Here is a 15,020-nt window from a genome sequence, read left to right as displayed (position 1 = left end):
CATGGAGACGCTCTTCTTTCGTCAGCCCCGATTGGTTGCCCTGACACTTCTTGTCATCATCGCAGCAGGGCTTTCTGCGCTGGTTGGAATTGGTCGTCAGGAAGATCCGACCATCACCAATCTCTTTGCCACGGTTACGACAGTCTATCCCGGTGCCGATCCAGGACGGGTCGAAGCGCTCGTAACGGAAAAGATAGAAGAAGAATTGCGGGAAGTGGAAGAGATAGATGTGATCGAATCCACGTCTGCATCCTCCATCTCGATCATCCAGATCGAACTCCTCGACACCTTGACTGAAGAGGTGATCGAACAGGCCTGGTCGGAAATTCGCGACAAGATCGGCGATGCGACCAGAGAGTTTCCGCAAGGCGTTCTTGAACCCGAATTCAGCACTGAGGGAGCCGGGGCCTTTGCAGCTATCAGCGCATTGGTTCCGCGACATGACGACGTTTCTGAAGCGGTCCTTCTGCGATACGCCGAAACATTGTCTGACGAGTTGCGGAACGTTCCGGGCACAAAGTCGGTCGAAATCTTCGGCGAAATCGAAGAGGAGATTCTGGTTCAGGTCGACCCTGCCATCCTGACCTCGTTGTCGTTGTCCGTGGACCAGGTTTCGGCTGCCATTCAAAACGCGGATGCCAAGGTACGCGCTGGGCGACTTCGCGCTTCCAACCGGGAACTGTTGATCGAGGTTCAGGGCGAAATCGAAGCGCTGGACCGGATCAGGCAAGTTCCGGTTTCCGTCAGCAATTCCGGTATCGTCACCCGTGTCGGAGATGTCGCCAAGGTCTTGAAAGGCAAGCGCGAACCGGCTGAAGAAATCGCTCTTTCAGGTGGCCGGCCAGCCATCCTGGTTGCCGCTAAGGTAGCTGATGGCCTCCAAGTCGATACCTGGATGGCGAGAGTACGGAACAGAATTGCAAATTTTGAAGCGGATATGCCGCATTCGATCGAACACAGGCTGGTGTTTGACCAAAGCACCTACACCATTGAGCGTCTGTCGAATGTCGGACTGAACATCGCGATCGGCATGTCGCTTGTCGTGATCGTGTTGCTGGTGACGATGGGACTTCGTTCCGCATTGATTGTGGCCATGGTTTTGCCGGTCGTCACGCTTGCCTCGTTCGCGACCATGAAACTGATTGGCCTGCCGTTGCACCAGATGTCACTGACAGGGCTGATCGTTGCGCTTGGCTTGCTGGTCGACGCCGGTATCGTGATGACGGATGAGATAGGTCAGGCCCTGCAGAGGGGCGACACGCGGACGACTGCAGTCGGCAAGGCGGTGCGCCGCCTGTTTGCACCCTTGTTGGCGTCGACCGTAACCACGGCCCTGTCGTTCATGCCAATGGTATTGCTGCCCGGAGCACCGGGCGACTTCGTCGGCGCAATCGCAATTGCCGTCATCATCATGCTGTTGTGGTCGTTTGTTGTTGCCGTAACGTTGACCGCCGCGATTGCGGGGTGGGTATTGCCGCTGAAAAGGCAAACGGTGCGTCTGTCCAGCTTCCGTCCTGTTTCCATGCTGACGGTACCGTTCCGTTTTTCGCTCCGTCTTGCAATGCGCAACCCGGCGAGTTCAGTGGTCTTGTCATTGGTTCTGCCGGTCATCGGCTTTCTCAGCATGCCCACCCTGACGGCCCAGTTCTTTCCGGGTGTTGACCGGAACCAGTTTCACATCGAAGTTGAACTTGCCGATGGAACCGCAATCGCCCAGACCACTCAGACAGCACAGGCGATAGACAACTACCTGGCGCAGGTGGACGGTGTGAAACAAGTGTCATGGGTCATCGGCAGGAGTGCGCCCGCCTTTTACTACAATATTGTCGGAGCACGCGATCGCGCACCCGGTTTTGCCCAGGCTCTTGTCAAAACAAAGTCGGCGAAGGCGACCGCAGAGCTTGTGCCGAACCTGCAATATGCCTTGTCCGGCAGTTTTCCCGAAGCGCGCATCCTGGTTCGAGATCTGGTTCAGGGACCGCCTGTCGACGCGCCGGTTGAGTTGCGATTGGTCGGGCCGTCACTGGAGGTCCTGCGCGAGCGGGGTGATGCGCTCCGGCAGCTTGCCTCGGGCATTGAGGAAGTGACGATTGTCCGCACAACGCTTGATGCCGGAGCACCAAAACTGAAATTCGAGGTCAACGAAGACAAGGCACGCCTGGTTGGTCTGGGGCTTGCCGACGTGGCGCGGCAGCTTGAGGCCACCCTGGAAGGAGCGACCGGAGGCAGCTTGATCGAAGGCACGGAGGAGCTTCCCGTGCGCGTCCGTGTTGGTGATCCGCAGCGTGCTGACCTTGCGAAAATTGCAAGTCTGCCTTTGTTGCCTGCACATGGAACTTCCGGCTCGGCAAGTTATGAGGGCGTTCCCTTGTCGGCTATTGCGGATGTCCAGCTGGAGCCATCCATGGGGCAGGTGAACCGCCGCAATGGTGAACGGGTCAACACGGTTCAGGCTTTCGTTCAATATGGTGTTCTGCCGGAAGAAGCCTTGAAGAAACTGCAGGCCGAAATGCAGACCGCAGGCTTTGTCCTGCCAGAGGGATACCGGATCGAGACCGGTGGCGATTCCGATGCGCGCGCCGATACTCTGGCAAATCTCATCGGCTCTCTCGGCCTGATCGTGCCGCTTTCGATTGCAGCTGTTGTTTTGACATTCAACTCGTTTCGCCTGACCGCGGTAACTTTCGTGGTTGCCATTCTGTCGGCCGGCCTCAGTCTGCTTGCACTGGCTGTTTTTCAGTACCCTTTCGGAATCAATGCGATCATCGGTGTGATCGGGTCAATCGGCGTGTCGATCAACGCGGCCATCATCATTCTCACGGGCATGCAGCAGAACGAGCGCGCCGTCCACGGAGATCAGAACGCAATGGTGGACGTTGTGATGGGCTCCAGCAGGCACATCGTTTCAACAACGCTGACGACATTCGGCGGCTTCTTGCCCCTGATCGTGGAAGGTGGTGGTTTCTGGCCCCCCTTCGCAATGTCCATTGCAGGGGGCGTATTGCTGTCGACGGTGATCTCGTTCTATTTCGCGCCGCCCATGTTTGCCCTGGTCTATGCCAGGAGAAGGCGAACGGCAGTCAGGCCTGATGAAAAACCAGATAGCGGCGATGGAACGGAAAAATCCGGCAGCTGGTCGAACGACAACTACCAGACAGCGCTTGCTGCCGAGTGATCCGGCAAGTCATGGGCAGCCGTCAGCGGCTGCTCCATCTGGAAAAGAGCGATGTGGAAAGGGCGCGTTTGCCATCCTCTTCACGGATCACCAGTTCGCCCGACTCTAGCAGGCCACCCTGGTTGTCCAGCGTTTCAGCCATCAACTCGTGGATCGAGACAAAGCTGGAGCGGATTGCGTAAGCGGTCAGGATCATGAACAGGGCATCCTTTGACAATAACTGCTGCAGGTCGGCAAGCATGCCGGGCAAGCTTGTGTAAAGGTCCCAGACCTCGCCCTTGGGGCCACGGCCATATTTGGGCGGATCCAGAATGATGCCGTCATAGGTGTTGCCCCGGCGAACCTCGCGGGCAACAAACTTTGAGGCATCCTCGCAGATCCATCGGATCGGCAGGTCTTCCAGATCTGACAGTGCCTGGTTTTCACGGGCATAGCCGATGGCCTTTTTCGAGGCATCAACATGTGTGACCTGTGCACCTTCCGTTGCCGGCAACAGGGAAGCCAAACCCGTATAGCCGAACAGATTCAGGATTTTAAGCGGCCTGTCAGGTGCGCGCTCGCGCTCGGCGCGGATTTTGCCATTGACCCAGTCCCAATGTGCAGCCTGTTCAGGAAAGACGCCAACATGGCGGAACGACATGAACCGGCCGTTGTAACGCACCGGTCCGTAGGACATTGGCCAGGTCTCGGGCACGTTGCCGGAAAACTTCCATCGGCCGGGGCCTTCTTCTTCCGTGTCGCCAGAAAAGACGGCATCGGCCCTGTTCCACGCACTTTCCTTGAGGCGGCGCGCGCCCATCGCCTGTGGTTCCGGCCGGACGATCGTGAAGCGGCCATAACGCTCCAGTTTCTGTCCTTCGCCCATGTCCAGAAGTCGGTAATCTTTCCAGCCCTTTGTCTCCAGAATGACGGGCCAGAGCTGGTTGGGGGACTTGCCGGATGGTGCAAAGGAAGGGGCGTTGGTCATTTCCGCCACGACGGTCTCTCGGTTCAGGAAGTTGGATATAGCTTCGCCTTAGTCGTCTGTCGCCGCAAGGTCAACGGTTGCATGATGACTGGGGCAACAAAAAAGGCGGGAGCGACCAGCACTCCCGCCTTTTGAATTCGAACCGGGCAGCTTACGCCGCTGCGACTTCCGAGAGGAAGCGCTCGACCTCGTTCTTCAGCTGATCGGTCTTTTCGGTCAGCTCACCGGAAGCCGACAGAACCATGTCTGCGGAAGAGGAAGTCTGGTCGACGGCCTGCGACAGCTGGCTCATTGAAGAGGACACGGCACCGGTGCCTTCGGCAGCACGCTGAACGTTCTGCGAAATCTCGGCGGTCGCCGCACCCTGTTGCTCGACCGCGGAGGCGATGGCAGTGGTGTAGCTGTTGACCTCGTTCATGGTTTCGGCGATCTCGCCGATAGCCACAACAGAGTCCTTTGTTGCGTTCTGTATCTCGGTGATCTGGGAACTGATCTCTTCGGTCGCTTTGGACGTCTGCGTCGCCAGTTCTTTCACTTCGGCCGCAACAACGGCAAAACCCTTGCCGGCTTCACCCGCACGGGCAGCCTCGATGGTTGCGTTCAGAGCCAGCAGATTGGTCTGCTCTGCAATCGCTTGAATGAGAGTGACCACTTCACCGATTTTTGTTGCGGCCTCTGCCAGGCCTTCAACTTTTTCATTGGTGACCCGGGTTCCCGTCGTCGCGCGATCAACGATTTCGGTGGTCTGTGCAACCTGGCGGGAGATCTCGCCGATGGAGGCAGCAAGTTCTTCAGCGGCACTAGCAACAGTTTGAACGTTGTTCGTGGTCTCGTTGGAGGAAGATTGCGTCTCGGTCGCGTATCCGGCGCTGTCCCTTGCGATTTCCGTCAGGGCCTGGGCGGTGTTGTCGAGACCGTCCGCAGTGGTTTCAACCGAACCGAGGGCATCTTCGGCGGTGGCACGGAACCCGTTGATCAGATTGTCGATCCGCTGCTGGCGTTCCTGACGATCTGCTTCTTCGCGCGCATTTTGCTCCTGCAATTGAGCACGCTCGACAGCATTGTCCCGGAAGACCTGAACCGTGCGGCTCATGCCGCCAATTTCGTCGCCACGATCAATACCCGGAATGTCGACGTCATTGTCGCCATTGGCCAGGCGGTTCATGACGTTGGTAATGGTGTGGATCGGGCGTGTGATGGCCAGGTTCAGGACAAAGGCAAGGCCGATACCGCCAAGGATCGCAAGCAGGATCGTCGTGGCGATCTGAACTTCAGCCGCGCCGGCGGCGGAATTGGCGGTTTCCGATTGCGTGTCGGCGATGGCAGTGATGTCGGCGCTGACTTTTCTCGTCAGACTGTCCAACTGATGACGCTTGCCCATCAGGTCCGCCTTTGCGGTCAGCATCTCCTTGAACGAGCGGTCGAGGGAAACAATCGATACCGGAATTGCGTTGATCGCCTCGGCGGCTGACGGCAAGACATTGGCGTACTTGACCAAATCTTCCTCAATCGCCAGGAGACCTGCAATCTGGTTTTCCACCGCACTCTGGTCGGTCGCTCCAAAGGAGCCGAACAGATAAAGGGTTTCTGAACGCGCGGAGAGTGCCAGTTGGTTCAGCTTGGTGGCCTTATCTGCGATCGAACGGATGGTCGCCAGGCGGGTGGAAGCCGTCAGCGCATCGGTCTTGGCCTTGGAAACGACCGGCAGGACCTGCCCCAGAATGTCCTGGGTAAGCGCATTGACGTTCTCAATAGCTGTTCCAACGGCAAGGCGTGCGTCGTAGGCTTCGGAAAAACCGAGGTCCTTGGTCAGGTTCTCCAGGGAATTGAGAAGTTTCTTCGACTGTCCCGCCAGTTTGCTGACAGTCTTTTTCTGAATGCCTTCAACCTGCTTGTACCGCATCTGCTTTGACTCAGAAACGATGGATCTCGCCACATCGATGGACTTGGTGAGGTTTTCACCTTCGATGTTTCCGCTGCCTTCCAGGTAAGCCAGTTGAATCTGAACGACCTCGTCCTTCAACTCGAATACAGCACGTTGCAGCTGGTTGGCATCATCCAGGCGGCCGTTTGCGGTGAAAGCTTCTGCGCTGACGCGTTTTTCTTCTGTCAGGACTGCGTCTGTTATGCTGGCAGCCAGGGCTTCCAGATCAGTCGTGCTTGCCTGCAGTGTGGCAAGACGCTCGTTCTGCTGGTTGGTCTGGTCGACGACTTGAGCAAATGTTGCTGCGAACTCAGAGACGGCCTGTGAGGCTCCGGCAACCTGGGCCTCTGCTTCAGGCTGGCCAGCAACTTCATGCGCCAGTTCCTGGAGCGAGGCATCAAGCTTGGCGATTTCCTGATTGACTTCGTCGCTCAACTCGGTGGACGGATTGTTCAGGTAGTCTTCGCGCTTCAACGAAGTAATTTGAACCTGACCGCCAACCTGAGCTGCGTGATCAGCAACAACGAAGCTCGAGGAGAGGTTTTGGATCGCCAGGAAACCGACGCCACCCACCACTGCTGTAAGCAATAATACCGCGAGAAACCCGCCGCCGACCTTGAAGCCAAATTTCAGGTCGACCAATACCTTCAGAATTCGTTTCATTCGATCCCCGCACAGCCGAAAGAACAGCATTATCGTGCGGTTAGTATTGTGACCGGCAATGAAGATTAGGTAAATTACTGCGATTATCTAGAAGATGTACCTGCGAACGATTATTCGTGAAGGTTTTCAATGCTATAAAGACTGCGACATTTTATCTTCACCAGAATTATAAATTCTGGATTGAGGGCATGAAAACTACACGTGTTGGCCGCCGTTGATGTGAATTTCAGAACCGGTCACGTAAGACGATTTGTCTGAGCAAAGATAGAAGATCGTGTCTGCAACTTCCTCCGGCAGACCAAGTCGGCGCAATGGAATATCGTCAATCATCTTTTCCGTGCCTGGGGACAAGATGGATGTGTCGATTTCTCCCGGGGCGATGGCATTTACGCGAATACCGTGCGGCCCGAAATCCGCCGCCATCTCGCGGGTCAGCGATGCAAGTGCCGCCTTGGATGTGGCATAGGCGGTCCCGGCAAACGGATGAACCCGCATTCCGGCGATCGAAGTCACGTTGACCACAGACCCCTTGGCGACCTTCAGTTCCTCAAACAGACCCCGCCCGAGAAGGATGGGGGCAAAGAAATTCACCTGAAACACCGTGCGCCATTCGTGCATCGCAGTGGTAAGGGAATCGAGGCGTTCGCCATTCGGACCTTTCGGGCTGATGCCGGCATTGTTGACCAGCGCGTTCAGCTGGGAACCGTGTTCTTCCAGCCGCTTGCGGATCTCCTGGACGGCAAAACCGAGATTTTCCGGATCGGAAAGATCAACCTGAATGTGATCTTCCGGGCCCCTCGGCCAGGGGCATTTGTCTGAAAACGCCTGACGGGAACAGGAGATCACACGCCACCCTTCAGCTGAGAACCTCTTCACGGTTGCATGACCGATACCGCGGCTGGCACCAGTCAGCACCAGGGTAGGGCGGGTGCCAGAGCTCTTCTTGCCGCTCATTTCAGTTCCTATTCAGCGTTGGAAAAATCGGAAAAAGTTGACTCTTGTAGTGAAGTTTCGTTATTGCGCAGAAAAACGTCAATGCCAATATGTCCACGGGGCCGGGTCTTATCAAGTAAGGCTGATATCCAGACGGACACTGTGCGGATCCATTTATGATCATTTGCTCCTGTAATGTTCTTTCTGACGAGCAGCTTCGCGAAGCAGCAGCGGAAATGCGAGCAGATCCCAACGGAAAAGTGCCTACCCCTGGTGCCGTCTTTCGCCACCTGGGATGCCGGCCAAGATGTGGAAGTTGTTTTCCATCAGTCATTGACATCATTCACGAAAAAGGCTCTGAAGAGGGAGAGAAAGTCAAACCGCAACGTGCACCGTTGAAGCGCGCTGCGGGCAGGTAATTGAGGAGAGGGCCTATGAAAGGCGAACCGCGCGTTATTGACTATTTGAACAAGGCCCTGCGCCATGAATTGACCGCGGTTAATCAGTACTGGATCCATGCGCGCCTATTGGCCGATTGGGGCTTTGGCAAACTGGCTGACAAGGAACTGGAAGAAGCCGACGAAGAGCGTCAGCACGCCCAGGACCTGATGGATCGCATCATTTTCCTCGAAGGTCTGCCGAACCTTCAAACGCTTGATCCGCTGCGCATCGGCCAATCGGTCAAGGAATGCCTGGAAGGGGATCTTGCAGCTGAATATGTCGCAAGAGCGCTCTATCACGAAGCTCGTGAAGTTTGCCGCGAAGAAGGTGACTACGTTTCGATGGGACTGTTCGAGCAGCTGCTCAAAGACGAAGAAAGTCATATCGACTTCCTTGAAACCCAGCTGGGTCTGATCGAGCGAATCGGTATCGACAATTACTCTCTGCTGCATGCCAAGTCGGCAGATCAGGCTGAATAAGTCTCCGTCAACCGAAGCTAGAATTCTTGCGGCTGCACTGAACCGGTGCAGCCGTTTTGGTTTCTGCTGTCATCAAGCCAATGAACCATGCCACCAGCCGCGCGCGCGTCTTCCGCGTCATGGGTGACCAGCAACGCGGGTAGATTGTTTTTCTTGGCCAATTGAAACACCAGCTCGCGCACATCCGCGCGGCGAGTTTGGTCGAGGCTTGAGAAAGGCTCGTCCAGAAGCAGTGCCTTGGGGTCGGCCAGAAGTGTTCGCATCAGGGCGACGCGCGTCTGCTGACCGCCTGAAAGCGTTGCGGGATCGCGCGCGCTGAATCCGGTAAGGCCGACATCGGTCAAAGCCTGCTCCGCCATTTCGCGTCGGATCGATCTGCCCTTGATGTGATGTGGAATTGCAAACATCAGGTTTTGCAATACGGACATATGCGGAAAGAGCAGCGGTGACTGGAACATGAGGCCGATATGCCGGTCCTGCGCCGGCATCGTCGTCAGGTTCTGGCCATTGAGGAACACCCGGCCTTTCGCTTCGAATACGGGCCGCAGGAACCCGGCTATGAAATCAAGCAAACTCGATTTGCCGCTGCCGCTCTCACCCATGATCGTCAGGATCTTTCCCGGTTGAATGTGGCAATCGATTTCAAGCAGCAGCTTGCCATCCAGCCGGATTGCAACATGCTCAAGCACAAGGCCGGAAAGGGGCGGGGTTGAGACCATCCTTGGCGCTACCTTTCTAACCGCATGGCGGAACGATTGCGGAAAATGAGGGAAGGCACAATCGCCGCCAGAGAGAAGACGGCGAAAGGAATAATCAGCTGCAACAAGGCATAAAGCGCTGCGACTTGCCGGTTCCCGCCGCTGGCCAGAGCGACGCTCTCTGTCGTGACCGTGACGATCCTGCCGGCACCGACCATCAGTGTCGGCAGATACTGGCCGACGGAAACCGCGACTGCCACTGCGAAAGTCACAAGAATTGGTCGCAGGAGCAATGGGAACTGGATCTTCCAGAAAATTTGCACCCGGGAAGCCCCAATAGAAGCCGCTGCCTTGGCAAATCGCGGATCGAGTCGCTTCCACGGATCACTGAGTGCGAGAAAGGCGTAAGGGAAAACGAAAATCAGGTGAGCAAGAAGCACCGATGTAAATGTTCCGCTCAGACCAGTTATCAGAAACAGGACCTGAAGCCCGAACAGAAAACTGACTTGGGGAACCAGCAACGGCAGGAAAATCAGGAGGTTCAACCGGCGGCCCGTTCTGACATTTCGGAAGCTGCGTGCTTCCAGCAACCAGAGGGTCAAGGCAGTCGCAATGAGAGCGGCCACGATTGCGATCGCGAGCGTAGCTGACAAAGCCGGCCCGCCCATGGAAAAGGCATCCGACATGCGATTGAGGCTCCAGCGCTGCGGAAGAGCCGCCGGAAACCACCAGGATTTCGCCACGGTCCAGAGCCCGAGTACGACAATGGCCAGCACCATGGCGGAAATGATTGCCACCATGACAAACAGGCCGGACTTGCGGGCGAGATTTTCCCGTTTGTGCCTGCGTCCGCTCGCGTATCGAAGCTTGAGGACGACTGCGCACAGACGCTCCAGCATGAGATAGAGCAAGAGGGCAGCCGCACTCACGCAAAGCTGCAAAACGGCGCCGGCCGATGCCATCAGCCGCTTGGAAAGATCTGGATCATTCATCCACTCCACCAGTCTGGGGGCGAGTGGAGACGGTGTGGTTGGGCCGAGGATTTGCGCAACGTCGACGACAGAAGTCGAATAGGCAATCACTGCGAGCATCGGCAGGCGGATCAGCGGATAGATTTGCGGCAACACGACCTTGAAGAAACTCGCCATCCGGCCATAGCCGAGACTGGCCCCGGCCCTGAAATAGTCCTGAATGTGCGGCCTGTTCAACGCTGCAAGTGTCATCAGAAACAGGAACGGGACCTCTTTGGCAACGAGACCGAAGGTCATGGCAAGGCCATAGGGATCGTTCAGGACAAGGATGTCCGGAGGGCGTGTCCATGCGGTGGCCCAGGGTGAAAAAAGGCGGACCAGAAAACCGGACGGAGCAATCAAAAAGGCCAAACCGATGGCCGCCGCGGCGTGCGGTATCGACAAAAGCGGCGACAAAAATCGGGTCAAAAGGCGAAAGGTGCGTGTGCTTGACCAACCGGCGATGAACACAAGCACGATGGCCAGCGATATGACGGACGCCGCGAGGCCAGTGCCAAAGCTGAGCAGAACCGATCTTCCAAGGCCAGGGGTTGAAATGAATTCGCGGAAGGGTGTCGTGGAAAATTTGTCATATCCCAGAACCGGCAGATAACCCAAGGCAGGCAACAAGGAACCTGCGAGGCCGGCAAGCACCGGCCCTGCAAGCAGAGTTGTTACCAGGACTGTCGGGATGTCCGGTCTGCCGGTCACTTTCGGCAATGGGCCTCACTCGCTCCCGGCACCGTAACGTTCTGTCCAGGCTTCCTCCAGTGCGCTGACCCAGCTCGGGTGGGGTTCGGGCAGCACCGGTCCGAGCTCTTCAGGCGACAAGGTCGCCGGTCCAAGATCCAGTGCGTCGAACAGTGCTTTTTCATTGGAAGGCAGGGCAGCTACATTCAGAACAGTGGGATCGCCCCACACTTCGGGTTCCTGTTTGCGGGTCTGGGCCATGGGAGACAGAAGAAAATTCGCATAGACCTTTGCGCCGGCCTGGTTGGAGCTGTTGAACGGGACGGCGACAAAATGGGTATTGCCGATTGTGCCGCCGTCCAGAACAAAGGTGCGGACAGTCTCGGGCAGTTCGCCATTCGCAATGGCACCGGAGGCATCTCCCGGATTGAACGAGAAGGCAATGTCCAGCTCAGCGTCGGCCAGCAGCTGCCGCATGTCGGCAGCGTTCTTCGGAAAGGCCTTTCCCTGGCGCCAAAGATAGGGGTGCAATTCATCCAGATAGGCAAACAGCGGCGCAACCGCATTGTCGAATGCAGTTTTGTCGACAGGTTTGGAGAGCAGTTTCCTGTCTTCAACGGTGGTCGCCAGCACCTGCTTCAGAAACGTCGTGCCATAGAAGTTCGGCGGTTGCGGATAGGCGAACCGGCCTGGATTGCTCTTTGCATAGTCGAGCAGACTTTCGAGGCTTGCCGGAGGCGTCTCCAGGCGGGCGCTGTCGTACATGAACACCAGTTTCGCCATTCCCCAGGGGCTTTCCTGACCATCTGTCGGAACAGTGAAGTCGACGGTGACAGTCGGTTTGTTTTCCACGTCGACATATTGCCAGTTGGGAAGTGTTTCGGCCCAGCCAGGGGCGGCAAGCAATTCGTTTTCCTTCATGGAGGCGAAGTTTTCGCCGTTGATCCAGATAAGGTCCACAGCGCCGCCGGTCTCCTTGCCCACGGACTTTTCTGCCAGGACCTGCGAAACGACACTCGCCGTATCGCTGACTTTCACATGCACAACACGGACACCATGGTCCCGTTCGATCTCACGCGCAGCCCACTGGATATAAGCGTTGATCCTCGGCTCCCCACCCCAGGCATGGAAGTAGACGGTTTGTCCTTTCGCCTCTTCCAGAACAGCCTGCCAATCGCTGGTCTGGCTTGGCGCCGTTTCCTGCGCTTGCAGAGCATATGGGGTCAGCAGAGTTCCCAGAAGGCCGATACCGGCAGCCAGAAATCGAGTCATCATGTGTCCTCTTGAGTGTTTCCCGTTCCCTCGCGCATGGGTGATGACACGGTCAAGACAAGGCTTTGTGAACATCTTCTCTCGGTGCGGATACGGGCATCAGATTAGACGTATGTGTCATTAATCTATTCCACGATTGATTATCTATGGGTCATACCCGCCGGGGAAAGGGACGGATGACTGAAAGGAAAACCAAAGGATCGTCGACCTGAAAGGGCCTGCACAGGATTTGGAAAAACTTTGGATGCTTTGGACGACCAACAAATGTTTGATGATCTTGAGGAACTAACTTCCCCTCGGCTTTGCCCGTCTCGTTGCTTCAGCGTTTGTTGGATCATCCGGCCAGGGATGCTTGGGGTAGCGGCCCTTCATGTCCGCCTTCACGTCAGCCCATGACCCTGCCCAGAAACCGGGGAGGTCCTTGGTGATCTGGATCGGGCGTTGCGCTGGAGAGAGCAGTTCCAGAATGAGCGGAAGATTGCCACCGCATACGCTTGGATGTTCCTTGAGGCCAAACAGCTCCTGCACCCTGATTGACAGGGTCGGTCCGGCAGCGGCCCCATAGTCGATTGGAACCCTGCTACCAGTCGGGGCGGTAAAGTGGGACGGAGCGAGCTCATCGAGCCGTGCTGCTGCATCATAAGGGATCAGAACCGACAGCGCGTTGCCTAGCACTGCAGCATCGACAGAACTCAGGTTGCTGCGCCCGGTCAAAAACGGCTGCAACCAGCTTTCAAGACCTTCAGTCAACGACTGGTTGGACACATCAGGAAGGTCTGCTGCGCCATTTTCCCGCGCGTAAGTCACGCGTCTGCGCAAGCGCTCCTGATCCTTGCTCCAGGGAAGGCGGGAAACACCCCGGCGCCGTATTTCTGAAATCAGCGCCTTTTCAATTGCGGCGGGATCTGCGGATTTGATTGTCGCTGATTGCAGTTCAACTGCCTTGTAACGGGTCACCCGGCGTGCTTTCAGGGCGCCATCTGCCGTCAGCTGAACCTCGTCTTCTTCAACAATATCCGCTGAAAACAGATCTTCGATCTCTTCCCGCGAGATAGGAGCACAAAGTTGAATGCGTCCGCTGGCAGCTTTCCCCTGAATGTCGGCGACGGTCAGGAATGGTTCACCGGCCAGAGCGTGTTCGCGCTCCAGTTCCGCGCCTCTGCCGTTTGCAAGACGAAACCGACCGGACTGACCGCGCGCCTGCGCAACGCGATCAGGATAGGCCAGCGCCAGCAGCAGCCCTGCGCTTTCGACATCAAAATCAACGCCGCTCCCACCTGCCAACTTAAGCCATCGTGCGGCCAGGGCCCGGCCATCCTTGGCGCGCTGTCCCTTGTCATTCCGGAGGTTCTTGAGCCGCTGCCGAAGGTCAGGATCACGGCCTCCAAGTCCCGGCTCCGAAAGTAAAAGCGCGACGAGTGCAGCGGTATATCCCAAGTCTCTCTCGTTGCCCTCAATCAGCATATGGGCAAGTCGTGGATGCAAAGGCAGTTTCGCGAGTGCCTTGCCCTCCCGGGTGAGGTGGCCCGAATGATCGAGTGCATGCAGGTCCTGAAGCAGGGTTTTCGCCTCGGACCATGCGGCCTTCGGAGGTGCATCTGCAAAGGCAAGAGCCGCCGGGTCCAGCGTGCCCCAGGCGGAAAGATCAAGCACCAGACCGGTAAGATCCGCCTCCAGGATTTCCGGAGCTTCGGCCTGAGGCAGGGCCACGGTCTGTGCTTCATCCCAGAGCCGATAACACACTCCGGGTTCAGTTCGGCCGGCACGCCCGCGTCGCTGATCTGCCGTCGCTCTGGAAACACGCACTGTCTCAAGCCGGGTAAGTCCGGTTTGCGGTTCAAATCTGGGAACGCGTGACAGCCCGCTGTCGATCACCACGCGGACACCTTCAATGGTCAGCGAAGTCTGTGCGATCGCGCTCGCCAGAACGATCTTGCGGATGCCGTCCGGAGCTGGGCGGATTGCCGCGTCCTGCGCCTTGGAATCCAATCCGCCGTAAAGCGGGGCGACTTGGTAACCAGCGGGGACCTTTCCTGAAAGCAGCTCAGCGGTGCGCTTGATCTCACCTTGGCCTGGTAGGAACACCAGTAGGGAACCGGTCTCTTCTGTCAGAGCTTGCCTGATTGCACGCACGATTTGCGGCTCGATCCGATCTTTCGTATCCCGTCCCAGATAGCGGGTTTCAACCGGAAAACTGCGACCTTTGCTCTCAATAACCGGCGCATTTCCCAAAAGATCGGAAATTCCTGCAGCGTCCAGCGTCGCAGACATGGGAACCAGGCGCAGATCTTCCCTGAGCGCAGATTGTACATCCAGCGCAAGGGCCAGGCCGAGGTCACCGTCAAGGGAACGTTCGTGAAACTCGTCAAAGAGAATCGCGGCAACACCGGTGAGTTCGGGATCGTCCAGAATGAGCCGCGTGAAGACACCTTCGGTAATGACTTCGATCCGGGTCTTCGCGCTGACCTTGGTCTCCATCCGCACCCGGTAACCGACAGTCTCTCCGGGGCGCTCTCCAAGTTCGCTGGCCATGCGTCTGGCTGCTGCTCTCGCCGCGAGACGGCGAGGTTCCAGTACCAGTATCTTGCCGTCTTGCCGCCAGCCGGCTTTCAGCAGCGCAAGAGGAACACGTGTGGTCTTGCCGGCACCCGGTTCTGCCACGAGCACCGCATTGTTTTGCCTTTCAAGCGTTTGCAGGAGGTCCGGCAGAACGCCATCAATTGGCAGGGAAGACCGGAAGGCGGAAGCGGAAGCCATCTGAGTTAATT

General features: G+C 57.1%; 10 protein-coding genes. 3 read left to right on the top strand and 7 right to left on the bottom strand.

Annotated features, from left to right (window positions below; all coding sequences use genetic code 11):
- The first annotated feature begins 1 nt into the window (after window position 1).
- Window positions 2-3,175, top strand: a complete 3,174-nt coding sequence (locus ABLO27_RS10630; protein WP_353032722.1) for an efflux RND transporter permease subunit — start codon at window positions 2-4, stop codon at window positions 3,173-3,175.
- 22 nt (window positions 3,176-3,197) lie between these two features.
- Here the strand turns inward: ABLO27_RS10630 and ABLO27_RS10625 are convergent, their stop codons facing one another.
- The 3 genes from ABLO27_RS10625 to ABLO27_RS10615 form a co-directional block, all read right to left on the bottom strand.
- The gene (locus tag ABLO27_RS10625) at window positions 3,198-4,142 is read right to left on the bottom strand and encodes a class I SAM-dependent methyltransferase (protein ID WP_353033506.1); all 945 of its coding nucleotides are present in this window, start codon (window positions 4,140-4,142) and stop codon (window positions 3,198-3,200) included.
- 151 nt (window positions 4,143-4,293) lie between these two features.
- On the bottom strand, window positions 4,294-6,729 hold the full coding sequence (locus ABLO27_RS10620) for a methyl-accepting chemotaxis protein (protein ID WP_353032720.1): 2,436 nt from the start codon (window positions 6,727-6,729) through the stop codon (window positions 4,294-4,296).
- A gap of 195 nt (window positions 6,730-6,924) precedes the next feature.
- Window positions 6,925-7,683: an SDR family NAD(P)-dependent oxidoreductase gene (locus ABLO27_RS10615; RefSeq protein WP_353032718.1), complete on the bottom strand. Its 759-nt coding sequence runs from the start codon at window positions 7,681-7,683 to the stop codon at window positions 6,925-6,927.
- Window positions 7,684-7,838: 155 nt separating this feature from the next.
- On the opposite strand from ABLO27_RS10615, the gene ABLO27_RS10610 reads away from it, so the two are divergent.
- Together ABLO27_RS10610 and bfr are read left to right on the top strand one after the other, a co-directional pair.
- Window positions 7,839-8,081 carry a (2Fe-2S)-binding protein gene (locus ABLO27_RS10610; RefSeq protein WP_353032716.1) on the top strand — a complete coding sequence of 81 codons (243 nt, stop codon included), beginning with the start codon at window positions 7,839-7,841 and terminating at the stop codon, window positions 8,079-8,081.
- A 15-nt stretch (window positions 8,082-8,096) separates the two neighbouring features.
- The gene (gene bfr / locus ABLO27_RS10605) at window positions 8,097-8,582 is read left to right on the top strand and encodes a bacterioferritin (RefSeq protein ID WP_353032714.1); all 486 of its coding nucleotides are present in this window, start codon (window positions 8,097-8,099) and stop codon (window positions 8,580-8,582) included.
- 17 nt (window positions 8,583-8,599) lie between these two features.
- Here the strand turns inward: bfr and ABLO27_RS10600 are convergent, their stop codons facing one another.
- The 4 genes from ABLO27_RS10600 to hrpB all read right to left on the bottom strand — a co-directional run bounded on the left by ABLO27_RS10600 (window position 8,600) and on the right by hrpB (window position 15,009).
- Window positions 8,600-9,301 (bottom strand): ATP-binding cassette domain-containing protein, encoded by a 702-nt coding sequence (locus ABLO27_RS10600; RefSeq protein ID WP_353032712.1) that lies wholly within the window; start codon window positions 9,299-9,301, stop codon window positions 8,600-8,602.
- Between the two features lie 8 nt (window positions 9,302-9,309).
- A complete protein-coding gene (locus ABLO27_RS10595) occupies window positions 9,310-11,001 on the bottom strand; it encodes an ABC transporter permease (RefSeq protein WP_353033505.1) in 1,692 nt (563 codons plus the stop codon).
- A gap of 15 nt (window positions 11,002-11,016) precedes the next feature.
- The gene (locus ABLO27_RS10590) at window positions 11,017-12,252 is read right to left on the bottom strand and encodes an ABC transporter substrate-binding protein (RefSeq protein WP_353033504.1); all 1,236 of its coding nucleotides are present in this window, start codon (window positions 12,250-12,252) and stop codon (window positions 11,017-11,019) included.
- A gap of 285 nt (window positions 12,253-12,537) precedes the next feature.
- Window positions 12,538-15,009 (bottom strand): ATP-dependent helicase HrpB, encoded by a 2,472-nt coding sequence (hrpB, locus tag ABLO27_RS10585; protein WP_353032710.1) that lies wholly within the window; start codon window positions 15,007-15,009, stop codon window positions 12,538-12,540.
- Window positions 15,010-15,020: the final 11 nt, after the last annotated feature.

Source organism: Roseibium sp. SCP15 (assembly GCF_040329435.1).
Taxonomy (GTDB): Bacteria; Pseudomonadota; Alphaproteobacteria; order Rhizobiales; family Stappiaceae; genus Roseibium.
This window is presented reverse-complemented; position numbering and strand designations above follow the sequence as displayed.

What these genes read in the sequence shown, in the direction of transcription:
- ABLO27_RS10600 (WP_353032712.1), bottom strand. Translation starts at nt 9,301, where the DNA reads ATGGTCTCAACCCCGCCCCTTTCCGGCCTTGTGCTTGAGCATGTTGCA.
- bfr (WP_353032714.1), top strand. Translation starts at nt 8,097, where the DNA reads ATGAAAGGCGAACCGCGCGTTATTGACTATTTGAACAAGGCCCTGCGC.
- ABLO27_RS10620 (WP_353032720.1), bottom strand. Translation starts at nt 6,729, where the DNA reads ATGAAACGAATTCTGAAGGTATTGGTCGACCTGAAATTTGGCTTCAAG.
- ABLO27_RS10590 (WP_353033504.1), bottom strand. Translation starts at nt 12,252, where the DNA reads ATGACTCGATTTCTGGCTGCCGGTATCGGCCTTCTGGGAACTCTGCTG.
- hrpB (WP_353032710.1), bottom strand. Translation starts at nt 15,009, where the DNA reads ATGGCTTCCGCTTCCGCCTTCCGGTCTTCCCTGCCAATTGATGGCGTT.
- ABLO27_RS10615 (WP_353032718.1), bottom strand. Translation starts at nt 7,683, where the DNA reads ATGAGCGGCAAGAAGAGCTCTGGCACCCGCCCTACCCTGGTGCTGACT.
- ABLO27_RS10630 (WP_353032722.1), top strand. Translation starts at nt 2, where the DNA reads ATGGAGACGCTCTTCTTTCGTCAGCCCCGATTGGTTGCCCTGACACTT.
- ABLO27_RS10625 (WP_353033506.1), bottom strand. Translation starts at nt 4,142, where the DNA reads ATGACCAACGCCCCTTCCTTTGCACCATCCGGCAAGTCCCCCAACCAG.
- ABLO27_RS10610 (WP_353032716.1), top strand. Translation starts at nt 7,839, where the DNA reads ATGATCATTTGCTCCTGTAATGTTCTTTCTGACGAGCAGCTTCGCGAA.